This is a genomic window from Rhizobium sp. AQ_MP (assembly GCF_014237835.1).
Lineage (GTDB): Bacteria > Pseudomonadota > Alphaproteobacteria > Rhizobiales > Rhizobiaceae > Allorhizobium.
In genome coordinates this window covers 538,482-558,910 of record NZ_JACJVI010000002.1, presented here as the reverse complement: position 1 = coordinate 558,910, position 20,429 = coordinate 538,482, and the positions used below count along the sequence as shown (strand labels likewise).

General features: G+C 61.2%; 23 protein-coding genes. 16 read left to right on the top strand and 7 right to left on the bottom strand.

The window, feature by feature from the left end; translation table 11 throughout:
- Positions 1 to 217: 217 nt before the first annotated feature.
- From H6M51_RS05760 to H6M51_RS05740, 5 genes are all read right to left on the bottom strand, one after another.
- A complete protein-coding gene (locus H6M51_RS05760; RefSeq protein ID WP_185808918.1) occupies positions 218 to 1,237 on the bottom strand; it encodes a Tim44 domain-containing protein in 1,020 nt (339 codons plus the stop codon).
- Between the two features lie 237 nt (positions 1,238 to 1,474).
- Entirely contained in the window at positions 1,475 to 2,479 is a 1,005-nt protein-coding gene (gene cydB / locus H6M51_RS05755; protein ID WP_185808917.1) for a cytochrome d ubiquinol oxidase subunit II, read from the bottom strand.
- On the bottom strand, positions 2,469 to 3,881 hold the full coding sequence (locus H6M51_RS05750; RefSeq protein WP_185808916.1) for a cytochrome ubiquinol oxidase subunit I: 1,413 nt from the start codon (positions 3,879 to 3,881) through the stop codon (positions 2,469 to 2,471). The genes cydB and H6M51_RS05750 overlap by 11 nt, the downstream gene beginning before the upstream one ends.
- Before the next feature lie 206 nt (positions 3,882 to 4,087).
- A complete protein-coding gene (gene serA, locus H6M51_RS05745; protein WP_185808915.1) occupies positions 4,088 to 5,683 on the bottom strand; it encodes a phosphoglycerate dehydrogenase in 1,596 nt (531 codons plus the stop codon).
- A gap of 88 nt (positions 5,684 to 5,771) precedes the next feature.
- Positions 5,772 to 6,950 (bottom strand): phosphoserine transaminase, encoded by a 1,179-nt coding sequence (locus H6M51_RS05740; protein ID WP_185808914.1) that lies wholly within the window; start codon positions 6,948 to 6,950, stop codon positions 5,772 to 5,774.
- A 256-nt stretch (positions 6,951 to 7,206) separates the two neighbouring features.
- On the opposite strand from H6M51_RS05740, the gene H6M51_RS05735 reads away from it, so the two are divergent.
- A complete protein-coding gene (locus tag H6M51_RS05735) occupies positions 7,207 to 8,199 on the top strand; it encodes a transporter (protein ID WP_185808913.1) in 993 nt (330 codons plus the stop codon).
- A 59-nt stretch (positions 8,200 to 8,258) separates the two neighbouring features.
- On the opposite strand, the gene H6M51_RS05730 is transcribed toward H6M51_RS05735, so the two are convergent.
- Positions 8,259 to 9,095 (bottom strand): outer membrane protein, encoded by an 837-nt coding sequence (locus H6M51_RS05730; RefSeq protein ID WP_185808912.1) that lies wholly within the window; start codon positions 9,093 to 9,095, stop codon positions 8,259 to 8,261.
- Between the two features lie 254 nt (positions 9,096 to 9,349).
- Positions 9,350 to 10,351 carry an LLM class flavin-dependent oxidoreductase gene (locus H6M51_RS05725; RefSeq protein ID WP_185808911.1) on the bottom strand — a complete coding sequence of 334 codons (1,002 nt, stop codon included), beginning with the start codon at positions 10,349 to 10,351 and terminating at the stop codon, positions 9,350 to 9,352.
- Between the two features lie 150 nt (positions 10,352 to 10,501).
- Here H6M51_RS05725 and ruvC point away from each other — a divergent pair, with 150 nt between their 5' ends.
- From ruvC to pal, 15 genes are all read left to right on the top strand, one after another.
- On the top strand, positions 10,502 to 11,014 hold the full coding sequence (gene ruvC, locus H6M51_RS05720) for a crossover junction endodeoxyribonuclease RuvC (protein WP_185808910.1): 513 nt from the start codon (positions 10,502 to 10,504) through the stop codon (positions 11,012 to 11,014).
- A 56-nt stretch (positions 11,015 to 11,070) separates the two neighbouring features.
- Positions 11,071 to 11,322 (top strand): AbrB/MazE/SpoVT family DNA-binding domain-containing protein, encoded by a 252-nt coding sequence (locus H6M51_RS05715; protein ID WP_185808909.1) that lies wholly within the window; start codon positions 11,071 to 11,073, stop codon positions 11,320 to 11,322.
- Between the two features lie 3 nt (positions 11,323 to 11,325).
- Positions 11,326 to 11,742 carry a type II toxin-antitoxin system VapC family toxin gene (locus H6M51_RS05710; protein ID WP_185808908.1) on the top strand — a complete coding sequence of 139 codons (417 nt, stop codon included), beginning with the start codon at positions 11,326 to 11,328 and terminating at the stop codon, positions 11,740 to 11,742.
- A gap of 16 nt (positions 11,743 to 11,758) precedes the next feature.
- Positions 11,759 to 12,376, top strand: a complete 618-nt coding sequence (gene ruvA / locus H6M51_RS05705) for a Holliday junction branch migration protein RuvA (RefSeq protein ID WP_185808907.1) — start codon at positions 11,759 to 11,761, stop codon at positions 12,374 to 12,376.
- Positions 12,377 to 12,449: 73 nt separating this feature from the next.
- Positions 12,450 to 12,737, top strand: a complete 288-nt coding sequence (locus H6M51_RS05700; RefSeq protein WP_185808906.1) for an AbrB/MazE/SpoVT family DNA-binding domain-containing protein — start codon at positions 12,450 to 12,452, stop codon at positions 12,735 to 12,737.
- On the top strand, positions 12,734 to 13,138 hold the full coding sequence (locus H6M51_RS05695) for a PIN domain-containing protein (protein ID WP_185808905.1): 405 nt from the start codon (positions 12,734 to 12,736) through the stop codon (positions 13,136 to 13,138). Before H6M51_RS05700 ends, H6M51_RS05695 begins: the two co-directional genes overlap by 4 nt.
- Entirely contained in the window at positions 13,135 to 14,175 is a 1,041-nt protein-coding gene (gene ruvB, locus H6M51_RS05690; protein WP_185808904.1) for a Holliday junction branch migration DNA helicase RuvB, read from the top strand. The genes H6M51_RS05695 and ruvB overlap by 4 nt, the downstream gene beginning before the upstream one ends.
- 4 nt (positions 14,176 to 14,179) lie before the next feature.
- Positions 14,180 to 14,689, top strand: a complete 510-nt coding sequence (locus H6M51_RS05685) for an NUDIX hydrolase (protein WP_185808903.1) — start codon at positions 14,180 to 14,182, stop codon at positions 14,687 to 14,689.
- Positions 14,686 to 15,249, top strand: coding sequence for a DinB family protein (locus H6M51_RS05680; protein WP_185808902.1), 564 nt, complete (start codon positions 14,686 to 14,688; stop codon positions 15,247 to 15,249). The genes H6M51_RS05685 and H6M51_RS05680 overlap by 4 nt, the downstream gene beginning before the upstream one ends.
- An 88-nt stretch (positions 15,250 to 15,337) precedes the next feature.
- Positions 15,338 to 15,778: a tol-pal system-associated acyl-CoA thioesterase gene (gene ybgC / locus H6M51_RS05675; RefSeq protein WP_185808901.1), complete on the top strand. Its 441-nt coding sequence runs from the start codon at positions 15,338 to 15,340 to the stop codon at positions 15,776 to 15,778.
- Positions 15,779 to 16,024: 246 nt separating this feature from the next.
- Entirely contained in the window at positions 16,025 to 16,744 is a 720-nt protein-coding gene (gene tolQ, locus H6M51_RS05670; RefSeq protein ID WP_185808900.1) for a protein TolQ, read from the top strand.
- A gap of 24 nt (positions 16,745 to 16,768) precedes the next feature.
- Positions 16,769 to 17,221, top strand: coding sequence for a protein TolR (gene tolR / locus H6M51_RS05665; protein ID WP_185808899.1), 453 nt, complete (start codon positions 16,769 to 16,771; stop codon positions 17,219 to 17,221).
- 10 nt (positions 17,222 to 17,231) lie between these two features.
- Positions 17,232 to 18,266: a hypothetical protein gene (locus H6M51_RS05660; RefSeq protein ID WP_185808898.1), complete on the top strand. Its 1,035-nt coding sequence runs from the start codon at positions 17,232 to 17,234 to the stop codon at positions 18,264 to 18,266.
- A 21-nt stretch (positions 18,267 to 18,287) separates the two neighbouring features.
- A complete protein-coding gene (tolB, locus tag H6M51_RS05655; RefSeq protein ID WP_185808897.1) occupies positions 18,288 to 19,592 on the top strand; it encodes a Tol-Pal system beta propeller repeat protein TolB in 1,305 nt (434 codons plus the stop codon).
- Between the two features lie 165 nt (positions 19,593 to 19,757).
- Complete coding sequence (gene pal / locus H6M51_RS05650) at positions 19,758 to 20,294, top strand: peptidoglycan-associated lipoprotein Pal (RefSeq protein WP_185808896.1); 537 nt, start codon at positions 19,758 to 19,760, stop codon at positions 20,292 to 20,294.
- Positions 20,295 to 20,429: the final 135 nt, after the last annotated feature.

The following is a 20,429-nucleotide window of genomic DNA, read 5'->3' as shown; positions in this document are numbered from 1 at the left end:
GCTCACCATCCTCAACGCCATCATCCGGGACGAAAAACCATGGCAAAACGCTTGACTGCCAAGACAGTCGCTCCCCCCGTGTGGGGGAGATGTCACGAAGTGACAGAGGGGGGTAACCCAGCCACCAGGCATCCATTGCACACACCTGTAGCCCGGTAACAAAAAACCTCCCCGCCGAACCCGGCGGGAAGGTTTCAATCATCGAAGAACGGTCAGATCAGTTGGCGCTCTGGATCGCCGAGATCTGCCATTGCGTGTTCGGGCGACGCGCGAAAGTCCAGATTTCCACCGACTCGGTCGGGGTGTCCGGGTCACCGTCGACCACTTCTCCGCTCTGACGGTCAACGATGTAGTCGATCGCCTCGTAGCGCATGGCAACGGTGGCATATTCCATCTTGTCTTCGGCCCAGCTTTCCGCCACGTCGCCCTGCACGAGATAAACGTCGCGCACTTCGTTCTTCACGCCCTTCGTGGCGTTTTCGCTCAGTTCTTCGGCGAGATAGGACATGGCCTCCGGCGTGGTGATCCGGCGAAGCGCGCCGTAATCTTCCGCAGCATAGGCCCGCTGCATCTCCCGCAGCAGTTCCTCGAAGCGCTCGAGATCCTTTGGCGTGATGCCGAGCTCATCCGGCTGGCCGATCCGGCGCGCCGAAGCGGCCGACGTCACACCGCCACCGAGCTTCGGGATCTGGAAGCTTGGACGCCCCTGATCACCGCTCTGGTTGTCGCGTGCCATGCCACCGAAGCCGCCGAAGCCGGGACCGTCACTCGGGCCACCACTGGGGCCGGATGCCGGGGCCTGACGATTGGCGAACATACGCATGGCAAAGCGGATCAGGAAGAAGATCAGCAAGCCCTGCAGGAGCAGCCCCAGGAAGCCGAACGCACCGCCAAAGCCCGTGCCCATCAGCATGCCGAACAGACCGCCGAGCAGCAGGCCGCCCATCAGACCGCCGGCGAGACCGCCGAACAGGCCACCAGGACGCGAAGCCTGGTTCGCGGCAGTAGATGTCGCTGCACCGGGCTGGTTGGTATTGGTGCGCGGGGTCATGCTGCGCTCGATGGGAGCTGCCGGCGTCGGTGCCGTACGGGTAACCGCCGGTGCATCGAACGTGCGGGTACCGCGGCTGCCGAAACCGCCACCGCCAGCGCGACGCGCCTCGGCGAAATCGACGGCCACGAGCGTGACCATCATGCCAAGCGCGAGCGTCGCGAATGTTTTTGCGTATTGCCGCATGGTTTTACCTGTCCTCCAAGAAACAGTCTGAATGCCCTTTCGGGCTTATCTCCCATATGGAGAGAGCTCGCTCTCTTTTGAAGAGAGTGCGACCCGATTTCCATTGAATTTCAGGTGATCGGCTTCAGCCGTTGAGCCAGAACTTGATGATCAGGCCGACGATGCTGATGGCGAGCACACCGCCGGCCCAGAGACCGACGAACCACAGGAGGCGGCTGGCGAGGAGGCGCTTGTCCATCAGTGATAGCCCTCGTCCGGATTGAGCTTTCCGCGGAAAACCCAATAGGCATAGGCCGTATAGCCGAGGATCATCGGCACGAGCACGACAGCACCGACCAGCAGGAAGGCGAGGCTCTCGTCGGGCGCGGCCGCCTCCCAGATGGTGAGCGAGGTCGGCACGATATACGGATAGAAGCTGATCCCGATCCCGGCATAACCGAGCACGAAGAGACCAAGTGCCGCAAGGAAGGGCCTGGCGTCATGCCCCTTTCGCAGCCCATTGACGATCACGTAGAGGCAGCCGAGGACGAGTGCCGGCACGACAACCGAGAAGATCAGCGTCGGGAACTTGAACCATCTCTCGAAATAGAGCGGTTCGAGCCAGGGCGTCCAGAGGCTGAAGACGCCCATGGCGCCAACGGTGGCAAAGGCGAGCGGCAGAGCGAAGGATCGTGCCCGGTCGGCTATATCTCCCTCGGTCTTCATGACGAGCCATGTTGCGCCGAGCAGCGCGTATCCGATCACCAGCGCCACGCCCGTCGCCAGCGAGAACGGCGTCAGCCAGTCCCACCAGCCACCGGCATACGCCCGATTTTCGACCGGGATGCCCTGCACCAGGGCCCCCAGTGCCACGCCTTGGAAGAAGGCAGCGACAAAGGAGCCACCGGCAAAGGCCCAGTTCCACAGATACTCGGCCCTTTGGGTACGCCAGCGATATTCGAAGGCCACGCCCCGGAAGATCAAGCCCAGCAGCATGATGATCAGCGGCGCATAGAGTGCCGGCAGGATAGTCGCATAGGCGAGCGGGAAGACTGCAAGCAGGCCTCCCCCGCCAAGCACAAGCCAGGTTTCATTGCCGTCCCAGACGGGTGCCACCGAATTCATCATCAGGTCTTTCTCGTGCTTCTCCGGGAAGAACGGAAAGAGGATGCCAACGCCGAGATCGAAGCCGTCGAGGATGACATAGGCGAGCACGGCAAAGGCGATGATGCCGGCCCAGATGAACGGAAGATCAATGGGCATGTCTGCCTCCATGGTGACCGGGCTGAGCCGCCGGCGTGATGCCGGACGAGCGGATCGGACCGTCGTCCAGATCCGGCAGGGGATCACGCGGCAGGCGTCCCATCAGGCGCAGGATGTAATAGGTCCCGGCACCGAAGACGATAAAGTAGACGATGATGAAGGCGATCAGAGACGCGGCGACCGCAGGTGCTGCGATCGGTGAGATCGAGTCGGCGGTCAGAAGATGACCATAGACCGTATAGGGCTGGCGGCCGACCTCCGTGGTGATCCAGCCGGCAAGCACCGCGACGAAACCGGAGGGGCCCATGACGAGCGCGGCGCGATGCAGCCAGTCATTGGTATGGAGCGTACCCTTCCAGCGGCACCAGAGCGAGAAGAGGCCAACGCCGAGCATCGCAAAGCCGATCGCCACCATGACGCGGAATGACCAGAAGACAATGGCAACCGGCGGCTCCTTGTCGTCGGGGATCGTGTCGAGACCGGCGAGCGGGGCGTTCAGGTCATGCTTGAGGATGAGGCTCGAGAGTTTCGGGATTTCAATGGCGTAGTCGACGCGCTTCTCTTCCGCGTTCGGAATGCCGAACAGGATCAGAGGCGCGCCCTCGGGATGGCTGTCGAAATGGCCTTCCATCGCCATGACCTTGACAGGCTGATGCTCCAGCGTGTTGAGGCCATGCATGTCGCCGGCGAAGATCTGGATCGGCGCGACGATCGCCGCCATCCACATGGCCATGGAGAACATCTTGCCGGAACGGCGCGGAGCCGTTCCCTTCAACAGATGCCATGCGCCGACGGCACCGACCACGAAAGCCGTCGTCAGATAGGCCGCAATCACCATATGCACGAGGCGATAGGGGAAGGACGGATTGAAGACGATCGCCCACCAGTCCGTGGGCACGAACTGGCCGACCTCGTTCATCGCAAAACCGGCAGGCGTCTGCATCCAGGAATTGACCGAGAGGATCCAGGTGGCTGAGATCAGCGTGCCGAAGGCCACCATCAGCGTGGCAAAGAAATGCAGCCCGGGACCGACACGGTTGCGTCCGAAGAGCATCACGCCGAGGAAACCGGCCTCAAGAAAGAAGGCGGTCAGCACTTCGTAGCCCATCAGCGGGCCGATGACCGGTCCGGCCTTGTCGGAGAAGACCGACCAGTTGGTGCCGAACTGGTAGGACATGACGATGCCGGAGACGACCCCCATGCCGAAGGCGACCGCGAAAATCGTCTTCCAGAAATCGAAGAGCTCCAGATAGACCCTATCCTTTTTCCAGAGATAAAGGCCTTCGAGCACGGCAAGATAGCTCGCAAGCCCGATTGAGAAGGCGGGGAAGATGATGTGTAACGATACGGTAAAGGCGAACTGTATGCGTGCCAGGAGTTGCGCGTCGAAGTGTTCGAACATGGCTGTCCCTTCCTTCTCTCCTCCCGGAGATGACATTCATCAACTATACCCTCGCACCGGCAAAGCAATGCGACAACCCGCCATGCGTCAGTTCAACGCATATATTTATCCCTATGTAACTTTGCGTTTTGCCGAAGGCAGCTGAAAAACGAAGACGGCGCGGGTTTGATCCCGCGCCGTCTTTCTCGGTGAATTTCGACTATCGATCAGTCGACGTTGAAGACCAGCGGCTTGGCCTGCTTGATCGCCGGATTGGCCGTCAGCTGGTTGAGAACGGCCTGCTCGACCGGACCGTCGACATAGAGAAGGGCGATCGCATCGCCGCCTTCCCTGTCGCGACCAAGCTGGAAGTTCGCAATGTTGACCTTGGCATTGCCGAGCGTCGTGCCCATGAAGCCGATCATGCCGGGCACGTCGGTGTTCGAGATGTAGATCATGTTCTGACCGACATCGGCATCCATGTTGATACCCTTGATCTGGATGAAGCGCGGCTTGCCGTCGGAGAAGACCGTGCCGGCGATCGAGCGGGTCTGCTTGTCGGTGGTCACCGTGAGCTTGATATAGCCGTCATAGACGCCGGTCTTGTCGCGCTTCACTTCAGAGACGATGACGCCCTTTTCCTTGATCATGATAGGGGCCGAAACCATGTTGACGTCTGCCACCTGCGGGCGGATGAGGCCGGCGAGCAGCGCCGAGGTCAGCGCCTTGGTGTTCATGGTCGAGGTCACGCCGTCATAGAGGATCTCGATTTCCTTGATCGGATCTTCGGTCATCTGGCCGGCAAACGATCCAAGCACGTCCGCAAGGCGGATGAACGGCTTCAGAATCGGCGCCTCTTCAGCCGTGATCGACGGCATGTTGATGGCGTTCGAGACAGCCCCCTTCATGAGGTAGTCCGACATCTGCTCGGCGACCTGAAGGGCGACGTTTTCCTGGGCTTCCGTGGTGGATGCACCCAGATGCGGCGTGCAGACGACATTCGGCAGGCCGAAGAGCGGGCTTTCGGTCGCGGGCTCGACCTCGAAGACGTCGAAACCGGCACCGGCAACATGGCCGGACTTGATGGCTTCTGCGAGTGCTGCTTCATCGACCAGACCGCCACGGGCGCAGTTGATGATGCGCACGCCCGGCTTGGTCTTGGCGATGTTCTCCTTGCTGAGGATGCCGCGCGTCTTGTCGGTCATCGGCACATGCAGGGTGATGAAATCAGCCTTTTCCAGGAGCTCGTCGAGCTCGACCTTGGTGACACCCATTTCCTGCGCACGCTCGGCCGAGAGGAAGGGGTCGTAGGCCAGCACATGCATGCCAAGGCCGATGGCCTTCTTGCAGACGATGCCGCCGATATTGCCGGCACCGATGACGCCGAGCGTCTTGCCGGTGATTTCGACACCCATGAACTTCGACTTTTCCCACTTGCCGGCCTGGGTGGAGACATCGGCCTGCGGGATCTGGCGGGCAACGGCAAACATCAGGGCGATGGCGTGTTCTGCCGTCGTGATCGAGTTGCCGAAGGGCGTGTTCATCACAATGATGCCGCGCTTGGAGGCGGCCGGAATATCGACATTGTCGACGCCGATACCGGCGCGGCCGATGACCTTGAGGTTGGTGGCAGCAGCAATCAGCTTTTCCGTCGCCTTGGTGGCGGAGCGGATGGCGAGACCATCGTAATTACCGATGATCTCGGCGAGCTTTTCCTTGTCCTTGCCGAGCTTCGGCTGGAAGTCGACTTCAACGCCGCGATCGCGGAAGATCTGGACGGCGGTTTCCGAGAGTTCGTCGGATACGAGAACGCGAGGTGCCATGACGAGGCCTCCTTCAGAGAGTTCGTTTGAATGAAATGATGGGAATTGCGGGGCTCCGCCAGTTAGGCGGAGCCTGTTACGGCGAGGATCAGGCGGCAGCCTTGGCCAGAGACGCCTTCTGCGTCTCGTAGGCGAAGGAGAGCCACGGCATCAGCGCGGCCATGTCGGCGGTCTCGATCGTGGCACCGGCCCAGATACGAAGACCGGCAGGCGCATCGCGGTAAGCACCGATGTCATAGGCAACGCCCTGCTTTTCGAGCGTGCTGGCAATGCCCTTCGCAAAGGCGGCCTGGGCATCGGCATCGAGTGCCGTGACCTCAGGGTCGACGATCTTGACGCAAACCGAGGTGTTGGAGCGCGTCGCATCGTCGACGGCCAGATTGGCGATCCAGTCGTTCTTCTCGATGAAATCGAAGATCACCTTCGCATTGGCATCGGCACGCGCGATCAGGGCTTCAAGGCCACCAATCGACTTTGCCCACTTCAGCGCATCGATGTAGTCCTCGACGCAGAGCATCGACGGCGTGTTGATCGTCTCTCCGACGAAGATGCCTTCGATCAGCTTGCCGCCCGATGTCATGCGGAAGATCTTCGGCAGCGGCCAGGCCGGAACATAGGTCGTCAGACGCTCGACGGCACGGGGGCTGAGGATGATCACGCCATGACCGCCCTCGCCGCCCAGAACCTTCTGCCAGGAGAAGGTGGTGACGTCGAGCTTGGAGAAGTCCAGGTCCTGGGCGAAGGCTGCCGAGGTGGCGTCGCAGATCGTCAGGCCCTTGCGATCTGCAGGGATGAAGTCGGCGTTCGGAACGCGGACGCCAGAGGTCGTGCCGTTCCATGTGAAGACGACGTCGCGGTCGAAATCGACGGCGGCGAGATCCGGCAGCAGGCCGTAATCGGCATTGAACTTGCGGACATCGGCGAGCTTCAGCTGCTTCACCACATCGGTGACCCAGCCGGCGCCAAAACTTTCCCAGGACAGCATGTCGACGCCACGTTCGCCAAGCAGCGACCACATGGCCATTTCGACGGCGCCCGTGTCGGAGGCCGGAACGATGCCGATGCGGTAGTCAGCGGGAACGTTCAGAATTTCGCGGGTAAGGTCGATGGCCAGCTTCAGCTTTTCCTTGCCGACCTTGGCGCGGTGCGAGCGACCGAGCGGGGCATCGGAAAGCGCATCGAGCGACCAACCGGGGCGCTTCGAGCAGGGGCCAGACGAAAAATGAGTGTTTGCCGGACGCGCGGCGGGGGCGATCACATCAGCCATATAGATACCCTTCCAGGTAATTAGCCTCTCGTTGGGGAGAGGTGTCCCGCCGTCGGACTTACTCTTGTAGACGAATCCAGTCAAGCGGGGTCGCGTCGCGATAAGCAAAATTTTTGTTCCGTCCGCGCCAGCGAAAAACAGGGAAACCGACCTATCGGACACCGTCATCAGATCGTCATGTGAAAAGCGCATCTGCGGCAAGAGACAGCGCTTTGCCGCGCACGGTCGATGCGGCGCCGAGAAGGTCTTCGAATTGATGTTTCCGTTGACGAGTCCCATCCCCGGCCTGGTCTGGGCCTACCGCATGACGCCGCATTCGAAGGGAGAGCGCTTGTCCCCCGAAGGCAGCATCAACGACATCCTCGAGGGGGATGGCTTCGCCTGGATACACCTCAACCTCGTCGACGGCCGCGTTCCGGCCTTCCTCGAGCAGTTTCCGGGTTTGACGCCACCGGCCATCGCCGCCTTGACGACACACGACACCCATGCGGCACTGGCGATCGACGAGAAGCTGCTGTTCGGCACACTGGTTGATTTTCAGCGGGAATTCGATGCCACGACGCGCGACATCGGCTGGCTGCATTTTGCGCTGTCGGACAAATTCATCATCACCACACGGCTGCAGCCGATCCGCTCGATCGACAAGGTCCGTGCAGCGGTCGAGAAGAATGCCGGCCGCTATACGACACCTCTGCAGGTGTTCGAATTGCTGGTGGCCGAATTCCAGCGTGGCATGATAGCGATCGTTCTGGAGCTGACGGAAGAACTGAACCAGATCGAGGATCATGTATACGGCAGCGAAAGGCATGACGAACGGCGCAGGCTGACGCCGGTCCGCCGCCTGATCGTCCGGCTGCATCGCCATCTGCGCACGATGCTCCTGATCATGCGCCGCGCAGTTGCAACCGATGATGAGGAAATGCCGGAAGGCGTCGAAGACAGCCTGGCAAGGCTCGCTGGCCGGCTGGAAACTGTGGATCAGGACGTTTACGCCCTGGCGGACCGAGCACGGCTTCTCCACGAAGAGCTCGATTCCCGGCAAAGCGCCGAGACCAACCGGCACCTCTACATCTTGTCTCTGATGACCGCCCTGCTTCTACCTCCGTCACTGGTGACCGGCTTCTTCGGCATGAACACCACGAGCCTGCCTTTCGCCGACGGACTGAACGGCACCCTGCATGCCTTCGGCTTCATCCTGATGTCGGTTCTACTGTCCTGGCTCATCCTGAAGCGGACAGGCATCCTGTAGATGGCAAAATGCAAAAAGGCCGCCCGAAGGCAGCCCCATGCTTGATCTCTGAGCAGAGATTACTTGTAGACCGGAAGCTCCGGCGGCGGCTCGTAGGCAACGGGGGTTTCGCAACCGCCGAAGACATAACGCGCGCCCGCATGCAGGCTGTGGCTGGTGAAGCCCTTGTCGTAGCCCGGGCCACCGTTCAGCGCGTAGCCGAACATGTCGCCGCCCGCCGTGTGGCGGAAGCGATAGCCGACATCCGCCTTGACGTTGCAGGTGACGTCGATCGAGGCACCCGCCATCAACTGGTAGGCAAAGCGCCAGCTGCCCTTGCCTTCATGCTCGACGGTCGCATCGCAGCTGGAAGGGTTGCTGTTCGCGCAGGAGGTGTTCCGCAACTTGTCCCACTTGACGTAGGAACCGCCGATACCGCCGCCGATATAGGGCGTGAAGTAGGCGTAGGTGCCGAGGTCGATATAAGCGTTGGCCATCAACGTGTAGGCACGCATCGTCGTGAGATCGCGCGAGGTGCAGGCGGTCGAGACGCCGCAGGAGCCGCGGGTCGAACCGGTGAAATCCGAATCGAACAGGTAGTCGAAGGTCAAGTCGGAGCGCAGATAGTTGTTCATCTGGTAACCGACACCACCGCCGAGCCAGAAGCTGTCCTTGATCGAGGACGTGGCGAAATCGACCTTCGTGGCGTTGCTGCCCTGGAAATAGTCGGCGCCACGCAGCTTGTTGAAGCTGTAACCAAGGTCGCCGCGCAGATACCAGCCGGACGCTTCCGCGACGGCAACTTCTGGTGCATCGACGTATACCGGTTGCGGTTCAGGCTGATAGGCGTCAGCGGCATAGGCGGCCGAGCTGGCGAGCAGGGCTGCCGTTGCCGCAGCAAGAATGGTTTTGGTCATGACAGGATACTCCAAGTCCCAGCGTTGTCGCGTCAGGCTGTCTCACGCCTGACATCCTGAATTGGGACAGATAATGGAGCGCAAAGGTTAAGTTGGGATTAACTACAGATCTTAACCCTGACGATTATTCATTTGCTTACCTTGATACTTTCAGGACGCCAAGACGACAGGTCCGGTCCGAGATCATGGTAACAATCAGAAGGCTTGGCTTTGCCCCGAAGGATTTCGCCTGACGGCGCCTTGAGCAAAACAGTTCATAGAGAATGGGCGGCTTCCGCACCAAGCCCCGCAAACAGCTCGACCGACCGCAGTCGGGCTTCGAGATCATGCACCGGCGTCGAGACGATGATCTCGTCTGGACGAACTTCCGCGATGAAGGCTTCGAGCTTGTTGGCAGCCGTCTCCGGCGAACCAACCATGGCGTAGCGCAACGTGTGCTCAACACCGATACGCTCGATGTCCGTCCACAACCCTTCCATGGTGTCGACGGGTCTCGGGAACGGACGCCGGATATTGCGGCGCAGATTGACGAATTGCTGTTGTGCCGAGGTGAACAGGCGAGAAGCCTCAGCATCGGTGGCGGCAACCGCAGCCATCACCCCGACCATGACATGCGGCTTCTGCAAGCCGGCCGATGGTTGAAAGCGCTCGCGATAGATCGACACAGCCTCAAGCAACTGGTCGGGAGCGAAATGCGATGCGAAGGCATAAGGCAGGCCCAGCGCGGCTGCGAGGTGAGCGCTGTAAAGACTGGAGCCCAGGAGCCAGATCGGCACATGACTGTTCATGCCCGGAACAGCGATCAATCCGCCCTCTTCATTGGGCTCGCCGAGCAGCCGTTGCAGTTCGAGAATGTCATGCGGGAAGCTCTCGGCACCAGCATCCATGTTTCGACGGAGGGCGCGTGCCGTGCGCATGTCCGTGCCTGGCGCACGGCCTAGGCCAAGCTCGATACGTCCCGGATAGAGCGCCTCGAGCGTTCCGAATTGTTCGGCGATGACCAGTGGCGCGTGGTTCGGCAACATGATGCCGCCCGAACCGACGCGGATCGTCCGGGTGCCGGCGGCCACATGCGAAATCACCAGGGCCGTGGCAGCGCTTGCGATCCCTGGCATGCCATGATGCTCTGCCAGCCAGAAGCGCCTGTAACCACTTGCCTCCGCCACCTGCGCAAGCCGGCGTGAAGCATCGAGAGCTTCGCGAATGCTGTGGCCCTCGGCAACGGGAGACAGGTCAAGAATGGACAAGGGGATCATCTGAAAGGCCTCTGGTGTCTGTCCCATTCATGTAGTGAAAACGCAGGCGACGCCCAAGAGGCGATGATGATAAAATATAATCACCTGCTGTGTTTTCGGTTTGTTCACATTTGGCTGGCACTCATGCGACGATCTGCATTAGGATTGGGCATGACTTCCACGATTCGCATCATCGGCATTGATCCGGGCCTCCGCCGTTGCGGCTGGGGTGTCATCGAGACACTGGGCAACTCCCTGCGTTTCGTCGCTTCGGGCACCGTGACATCCGACGGTGACATGGACCTTGCGTCGCGTCTGTGCCAGCTGCATGACGGGCTGGCCGAAGTTGTTCACACGTACAAGCCGGATGAGGCAGCCGTCGAGCAGACCTTCGTCAACAAGGATGCGGTTGCCACCCTGAAGCTCGGCCAGGCCCGAGGCATTGCCATGCTGGTCCCAGCCCGCGCCGGCCTGCCGGTTGCCGAATATGCGCCGAACGCGGTGAAGAAGTCCGTGATCGGTGTCGGCCACGGCGAAAAGCAGCAGATCCACATGATGCTGAAGATCCTGATGCCCAAGGCCGAATTCAAGGGCAACGACGCCGCCGACGCGCTCGCCATCGCCATCTGCCACGCCCACAATCGCGGCGGCGACAGGATGCGCAAGGTCCTCGCCTCCGCCTGATTTGTTCTTGACTTGTTCCGACGGTGGGAATTATTCTTACTGCATCGGAGGCAAATATGCGCGTGACATCCAAGGGCCAGGTGACCATTCCCCGCGATCTGCGCGAACTGGTTGGCATAGAACCGAATTCGGAAGTCGTATTTACCGTCGAGGACGGCCGGCTGATGCTTGCGCCCAAGAACGGGGCTGAGGCTCTCAGGGAAAAGCAGCGTTTGGCGGGACTTATGGAGACACTCTCGCGGCTGGAAGGCACAGGCGATCAGGATGTTGACGCAGATGCTCTGATGCAGATGACGCGGGACCGCTAGGTTATGGCCGTACTCGTTGACACGAACGTACTCGTTGATGTGGCCGTGCGCGATGCGAAATGGCTCGACTGGTCTCGCGGCCAGCTCTTGCGTCTGGCGCGCAACGAGCCGCTTGTGATTAATCCGATCATCTATTCCGAATTTTCCGTTCGGTACTCCGATCGCGATAGCGTGGACGCCCTCCTGCCGGTTTCGGACTTCCATCGCGAAAGCCTCCCTTGGACGGCAGCCTTCGCAGCCGGCGTGGCATTCAGGATCTACCGTCTCGCAGGCGGAGGACGTGAGCGCGTGCTGCCGGATTTCCTGATTGGAGCCCATGCTGCCATCAGGGGTCACAAGATCCTCACCCGCGATCCAATAGGCTATCGCAGCTACTTCCCCGACCTCGACATCATCTCGCCCGACACCCATCCCCTGTAACGCGACGGACGCACCCATGATCGGCAAACTCAAAGGCACCATCGACGAAATCGGCGACGATTATGTTCTCGTCGACGTCCATGGCGTCTGCTACGTCGCCCACTGCTCGTCAAGAACACTGTCGCGCATCGGCTCGGCCGGCGAAGCGGTCGTGCTGTTCATCGAAACCTATGTCCGCGAAGACCAGTTGAAGCTCTTCGGCTTCATGAGCGCGCTGGAGCGCGAGTGGTTCAACATCCTGCAGAGCGTGCAGGGTGTCGGCGCCAAGGTGGCCCTGGCTGTGCTTTCCACCCTCCCCCCGTCGGAACTCGCCAATGCGATCGCCCTGCAGGACAAGGCCGCGATTTCCCGCGCCCCCGGCGTCGGCCCGAAGGTCGCACTGCGCCTCGTCACCGAACTGAAGAACAAGGCCCCTGCCTTTGCCGGCGAAGCCGCCGCCAATATCGGCCTCAAGCAGGAACTCGGCGAAGGTGTCGCCTCCGCCCCGATCGCAGATGCGGTGTCGGCGCTCACCAACCTCGGCTATTCCCGCGATCAGGCCGCAAACGCCATCGCAGCTGCCTTGAAGAACGGCGGCGAAGGGGCTGATAGCGCCAAGCTGATCCGGCTGGGGCTGAAGGAGCTGTCGCGGTGAGTTGTCCTTCGAATTTGTCTCTTTCCGACATTTCTGATAAAGTTGGAAAAAAGTCGAAACGTCGGAGACTTTGATGAAAACATGGGAAGTCACCATGTCTGCCAAAGGTCAGATCACCATTCCCAAAGAGATGCGGGAGCTGCTCAATCTGAGCCCCGGCGATCAGATCGTCTACAGCGTGATTGACGGCGAAATTGTCATCACTCCCAAGAACATCGACCTCAAGGATCTGGCCGGTTTTCTTGGCAAGGCGCCAAACGGACATGCAACACTGGAAGAAATCGACGAAGCAGTCGTCCAGACGGCAGGCGCAAACGCACTTTCCACCGGGGGTAACGATCCATCGGATCTTGCGGCATGACCCTCGTTGGCCTCGATACGAACATCGTGATCCGGCTTTTGACCGATGACGATCCGGATCAACGACGTCTGGCTCTGCGTTTTGCCGAAGGGCTTGGAAAGGACTATCTCGCCTTCCTCCCTCTGATTTGTGTATTGGAACTGGATTGGGCATTGCGCTCGCGACTTGGCTACGGGAGACGCGAAGCCTCGACGGCGATCGCGAAACTGCTGCAGGTCAGGGGCCTGTCCGTCGAAAGCCATGACCTCGTGGTAAAGGCGCTACGGCAGGTCGACCAGAAGAATGCCGACTTCGCCGATGCCTTGATTGCCGCCCGGTCTCTTCAAGAGGGCTGCACTTCCGTAAAGACCTTCGACAAACGCGCCGCCTCTCGCGTGCCCGGCATGGAACTTCTCGCATGATGACCAACAACCCCATCCTCTCGCCCGAAAAGAAGGGGGAAGACCTGGATGCGGCACTCCGCCCGCAGTCGCTGGATGACTTCACCGGCCAGGCGGAAGCCCGCGCCAATTTGAAGATCTTCATCGAGGCCGCGAAGAACCGGGGAGAAGCGCTGGATCACGTGCTCTTCGTCGGTCCGCCGGGGCTCGGCAAGACGACGCTCGCCCAGATCATGGCCAAGGAGCTCGGCGTCAACTTCCGCTCGACCTCCGGTCCCGTGATCGCCAAGGCTGGCGACCTCGCGGCTCTTCTCACCAATCTCGAAGAGCGCGACGTGCTGTTCATCGACGAGATCCATCGCTTGAGCCCCGCCGTCGAGGAAATCCTCTATCCGGCCATGGAAGACTTCCAGCTCGACCTGATCATCGGCGAAGGGCCTGCCGCCCGCTCGGTGAAGATCGACCTGTCGAAGTTCACCCTCGTTGCCGCCACCACCCGTCTCGGCCTGCTGACGACGCCGCTGCGCGACCGCTTCGGCATTCCGGTGCGGCTGAATTTCTACACGGTTGAGGAGTTGGAATCGATCGTCCGCCGTGGCGCTCGCCTTTTGAACCTGCCGATGACCGAGGACGGTGCCCGCGAAGTCGCCCGCCGCGCCCGCGGCACCCCGCGCATCGCCGGTCGCCTGCTGCGCCGTGTTCGCGACTTTGCCGAAGTCGCGCGTGCAGAAGCTGTGACCAGGGAGATCGCCGACGCGGCGCTGACGCGACTCAATGTCGACAATATGGGCCTCGACCAGCTCGACATGCGCTATCTCTCGATGATCGCCGTGAATTTCGGCGGCGGCCCGGTCGGCATTGAAACTATCGCGGCTGGCCTCTCCGAGCCGCGCGACGCCATCGAGGACATCATCGAGCCCTACATGATCCAGCAGGGTTTCATCCAGCGCACCCCGCGCGGCCGTGTTTTGACGGCAACAGCCTGGAAACACCTGGGCATGACACCGCCCAAGGACCTCGAAGCGGCACAGTTCCGGCTGACGCTTGAGGACGATTGAGACAGTGTCCAAACGCACCCTTATCACCATCAAGGACGGCAGACGCCGCTTCAACCACCGCATCGCCGGCCTTGCCTTTCGCGATGGCCACGTGCTCGTGCATCGGGCCACCCACGAAAGTTTCTGGACTTTCCCCGGAGGCCGCGCCGAGATCGGCGAAACCTCGTCCGAGACGCTGGTGCGTGAGATGCGCGAGGAACTCGGGGTCGAAGCTGTGGTCGGCACTCTCCTCTGGATCGTCGAAAACTTCTTCGATTACGAGGGCAAGGCCTGGCATGAACTCGGCCTCTATTACCGGATGGAGATCCCGGACCACTTCCCCTTCCATGCGACCGACATCATCCACCGCAACGAAGACGGCAAGAACAGCCTTGAGTTCAAATGGGTGCCGGCTACGCGGGAAGCACTGAAAGCCCTGGATATCCCCCCTTACTTCATCGCGGATGAAATCGAAAACCTCCCGGCCTCGCCGAAGCATGTGGTCTGGCATGACGGGGATCTTGACCGACCATGAGCGCGCTCCGTTTTATCGGCAAACTCGCCTATGCCAACATGCTCGCCAATGATCGCCTCCATGAGGCAGTCTCGCAACTGGAGGCCGGAGAATTCGAGGCTCCGCGCACGAGCTTCTTTCCCTCGCTCGTAGCGACCCTCAATCATATCCTGGTCATCGACTGGTTCTACATCGACGCGCTGAAAGGCGGTGATCTTGGGCCGAAGGCCTGGGCCAACGAGATCCCGTTTCCGGACCGCACGGAACTCCGCGCCGCGCAATTGGCATCCGATCGGCGGCTGCTCGCCTTTTGTCTGGCCCTGAACCATGAAGACCTCGACTGCCCTGTGCATATTCGCCGCACGGGGCGCATCCAGGTGGAGCGCTGCGACGACGTGCTCTCCCACCTCTTCCAGCACCAGACCCATCATCGCGGCCAGGCCCATGCCATGCTGGCTGGCACCAGCATCAAGCCCCCACAGATCGACGAATTTATCGTTGCCGACGACGCGGCAAGTCGGGCGGACGCCATGCAAAGGCTGGGACTGACCGAGGTCGAGGTTATGCAACTAGACATCTGATCCTGTCATGCGCTAGCGAGCACGTAACTCCGCCTGGCCTTACCTACGGAAGGTCTTGGGCCCGCAGAAACCGCTTCGGAGAACCCTCATGACATCCCCATCCATTTCCCTCTCCGGCCAGATCACCGACGGCGTGCACCACCTCACCCAGCGCGTCTACTACGAAGACACCGACTTCTCCGGTGCCGTCTATCATGCCCGCTACCTGCATTTCATGGAGCGCGCCCGTACGGACTACCTGCGGTGCCTCGGCGTCCAGCAGTCGGATCTGTTTGCCAGTTCCGATGAAGGCCTCGCCTTCATGGTTCATCGCATGGAGATCGACTTCAAGGCCCCTGCCCGCATGGACGACATCATCAGCGTTGTGACCCGGACGGAGAAGGCTGGCGGCGCAAAGATGGTCCTGCAGCAGGAGATCCGGCGCGATGACCAGCTGCTCATTGCCGCCAAGGTCGTCATTGCCGTTGTCAACCGCAATGGTCGGCCACGCCGCCTTCCGGAAGACCTCGCGCGCCAGTTCCTGACATGATGTCACAAAGGCCTGATCAGGCACGGCGGTAACCCCTTTTTAACCTTAATCGGGTCTTACTCCGAGCTTGGAAGTTTGTGCAGCGCACGCCTTCCTTTGACCAAATTTTCATACCAGAAGCAGTCTGGGAGCTAAGGCGGGAAAAGGGTTTCGGCGGCAGCGACCGCACAAGTTTTCCACCAGTTGAGCTCATGTCGTCGCCCGGTCCAACCCACCGGGCGTTTGGATTTCGGGGAATTGAAGGCGATGGAACAAGTTGGAATGGCGGCAGCGACCCATGATGTGAGCCTTTGGGGCCTCTTCATGCAGGCAGGCTTGATCGTCAAGCTGGTCATGATCGGCCTGATGGCTGCCTCCGTCTGGACCTGGGCGATCGTCATCGACAAATATCTGAGCTACGCCCGCGCCCGTCGCCAGTTCGACCAGTTCGAGCAGGTCTTCTGGTCCGGCCAGTCGCTGGAAGAGCTCTATCGCACCCTCGCTGAGCGCACCAACACCGGCCTCGCCGCCATCTTCGTCGCTGCCATGCGCGAGTGGAAGAAGAGCTTCGAGCGCGGCGCCCGTTCGCCGATTGGCCTGCAGATGCGTATCGACCGCGCCATGGACGTCACGATGGCACGCGAGTCCGAAGCGCTCGAATCGCGCCTGTCGTCACTCGCCACCATCGGCTCGGCCGGCCCCTTCATCGGCCTCTTCGGTACCGTCATCGGTATCATGACCTCTTTCCAGGCCATCGCCGGCTCGAACAATGCAAGCCTTGCAGTCGTCGCTCCCGGTATCGCCGAAGCCCTGCTCGCGACCGCGATCGGCCTGATTGCCGCTATCCCGGCCGTCATTGCCTACAACAAGTTCTCCGGTGAAGCCGGCAAGCTGTCGGCGCGCATGGAAGGCTTCGCAGACGAATTCTCAGCCATCCTCTCGCGCCAGATCGATGAAAAGCTGCAGCCCCGCCAGGCGGCGCAGTAAGGCCCGGAAGGCAGGAGACGCATCATGGGTATGTCGGTCGGATCAGGCAGCAAGGGTGGTGGACGCCGCGGACGTCGTGGTGGCAAGAAAGCCCTCGTCAGCGAAATCAACGTCACGCCCTTCGTCGACGTCGTTCTCGTGCTCTTGATCATCTTCATGGTCGCAGCACCGATGATGACGGTCGGCGTGCCGATCGACCTGCCTCAGACACAAGCCAAGGCGATGAGCAGCGAGAACCAGCCGATCACCGTCTCGGTCAATCCAGCCGGCGAGATCTATCTGCAGGAAACGGCGATCCCGATCGAGGAAGTCGTGCCGAAACTGCAGGCGATCGCCACCACCGGCTACAATGAACGCATTTTCGTGCGCGCCGATACCGCCGCCACCTATGGCATTGTCATGCAGGTCATGGCGCGGATCTCGGCCGCCGGTTTCACCAACATCGGTCTCGTGACCCTGCAGGAACAGCAGAACTGATCGGACGGACATGAAGGGCAGCCTCTTCACATCCTCGTTTCTGCACACACTGGCGCTCTCGGCGGCGCTGGTGAGCCTCGGCTCGCCGGAAAAACTCGAGATCGCCCCGATGGAGACCTTGCCCGTCGACATCGTGCCGATCGAAGAATTCACGCAGATCCAGAAGGGCTCGAAGGACGCGCCGATGGCGGAGAAGTCCGCGCCCGTTCCGACCAAGAAGCCACCGATCGCCGAGCCGGCCGAGAACGTCGGCGACAACGAAGTCGATCTGAAGTCACCGCCGACGCCGTCGAAGCGTCCTGTCGAACAGGAAGTGGCCGCTGCGCCGCAGAAGGTGGAAACACCGGCGCCGACGCCCGATCCGAAGCCGAATGAAGTCAAGGAAGTGGTGAAGGAAGAAACGGCCCCGCCGCCGGAGCCAGAAACACCGCCCGCCGAAGAAGCGCCTCCGGAAGAAGCGGTCGCCGAAGAAATCCCGCTGCCCGAGCAGGCGCCGATCCCGGCTGCCCGCCCGCAGCCCGAGGTCGCCAAGCCGGCAGAAAAGAAGCCCGCTCCGAAACCTGACGCCAAGAAGGATACCAAGGCGCAGGAAATGGCGAAATCCAAGCCGCAGATGGAGAGCGACTTCAACGCCGACGAAGTGGCCGCCCTGCTCAACAAGACAGATGCCGCCGGCGGCGGCGCCAAGCGCTCGACCGATCAGGAAGCACTGGGCGGCAAGACCGATACCGGTGGTTCGAAGCTCAGCCAGAGCGAACTCGATGCCCTGCGTGGAGTCATTCAGGAAAACTGGCTGATCACCCCCGGCATGGCCGATGCAGCGGATGTACGCATTCGCGTCACCTTCCGCCTCGACCAGAACGGCGCCTTGATCGGCGAGCCCGAGGCGACCGCGACCGGTGGTTCACCTCAGGCCCAGCAGGTCCTCATGAGCGGTGCCGTGCGCGCCGTCCGCAAGTCCGCCCCCTTCACCAATCTTCCCCCGGACAAATACGACGCTTGGTCTGAAGTTGTCGTCAATTTCGACCCCAGCGAACTGATGTAAGAGCTGAAAGGCTTGGTAAGCATGAAAACTCTCCTCCTCCGACTTCTGCTGGTCTGTGCCGGCATGGCAGGTGCCTTCGTGGCGCCCGCAAACGCAGCCGTTGAAATCAACATCAACCGCGGCAACGTGCAGCCTCTTCCCATCGCCATCACCGACTTCATCTCGTCCGATGGCATTGGCGCCCAGATTTCCGCAGTCGTTGAAGCCGACCTGAAGCGGTCTGGCCTCTTCGCCCCGGTCAACCGCGCCGCCTTCATCGAGAAGATCCAGAACCCGGATCAGGCACCACGCTTCCCCGACTGGACGGCGCTGAAGGCCGAAGCTCTGGTTGTCGGCCGCATCGCTCGGGAGCCGGATGGCCGTCTGCGCGCCGAATTCCGCCTCTGGGATACCTTCGGCGGCCAGCAGATGACGGGTCAGCAGTTCTTCACAGACCCGAAGAACTGGCGCCGCGTCGCCCACATGATCGCCGACGCCATCTATGAGCGCATCACCGGCGAAAAGGGCTATTTCGACACCCGCATCGTATTTGTCTCGGAATCGGGCCCGAAGACCGACCGCAAGCGCCAGCTCGCGATCATGGACCAGGACGGCGAAAACCTGCGTATGCTGACCAACAGCAACGACATCGTTCTGACGCCGCGCTTCTCGCCGAGCCGCCAGGAAATCACCTACATGTCCTTCGAAGGCAACCAGCCGCGCGTCTACCTGCTGCAGCTGGAAACCGGTGCGCGTGAGGTCGTGGGCAATTTCCCGGGAATGACGTTTGCCCCGCGCTTCTCGCCCGATGGCCAGCGCGTCATCATGAGCCTTCAGCAGGACGGCAATGCCAATATCTACACGATGGACCTGCGTTCTCGCACCACGACCCGTCTCACCAACACGGCCGCGATCGACACCTCGCCTTCCTATTCTCCGGATGGTAGCCAGATCGTGTTTGAAAGCGACCGTGGCGGCCGCCAGCAGCTCTATGTCATGGGTGCCGATGGCTCCGGCCAGCGCCGCATCTCCTTCGGCGACGGCTCCTACTCCACACCCGTGTGGTCGCCCCGCGGCGATCTGATCGCCTTCACCAAACAGTCGGGCGGCAAGTTCTCCATCGGTGTAATGAAGACAGACGGGTCCGGCGAGCGTATCCTCACCACCGGCTTCCACAACGAAGGTCCGACCTGGGCACCGAATGGTCGCGTTCTGATGTTCTTCCGCCAGAATGCCGGTGCCGGTGGCCCGCAACTCTACTCGATCGACCTGACCGGCTACAACGAGCAGCTGGTGAAGACACCGTCCTTCGCCTCCGACCCGGCCTGGTCGCCACTGATGGAATAGTGATCGAAAAGAGGCGCATTTGCGCCTCTTTCTCGCCGCAAACGACCGTCAATCGCCTTCGTCAACGAGTGAATTGACCGTTTGTTAACCATGATTGTTGGAAGCCGGTTAACCGCGATTGGTTATGGTCCGGCAACCCTAACAGAGAATTCAAGGAGACCGGCGATGAGCCGCATTCATTCCCCGGCCAAGAGCCGCCTGCAGAAGATGGCAACCAACCCCGCCATGGTGGCATTTGCCGTTGCCCTCGCCCTGGCAGGCTGCGCCAACAAGAAGAACCTGCCGAACAGCGCCGGCGAACTCGGCCTCGGCGCCGGTGCGGGCGCCGCAACCCCGGGCTCGGCGCAGGACTTTACCGTCAATGTCGGCGACCGCATCTTCTTCGATACCGATTCGTCGTCCGTGCGTGCCGACGCTGCCCAGACGCTCGACCGTCAGGCTCAGTGGCTGCAGCAGTACCCGAACTACGCCATCACGATCGAAGGCCATGCCGACGAGCGCGGCACCCGCGAATACAACCTGGCACTCGGTGCGCGCCGCGCTGCCGCCACCCGCGACTATCTGGCATCGCGTGGCGTTCCGGCCCAGCGCATGAAGACCATCTCCTACGGCAAGGAACGTCCGGTCGCCGTCTGCGACGACATTTCCTGCTGGTCGCAAAACCGCCGCGCCGTCACCGTTCTGGGTGGCGCAGGCATGTAATCGGTCCGCCCGATTATCACCACCACGTGAAGGCGGCCTCCGGGCCGCCTTTTACTTTTCTCCTTACTTTGGCCGAACTTGGTTGCTTTTTGCAGGCAATTGGGAAAACTCCTGTCGGCGCTGGTTCGGCGCAAA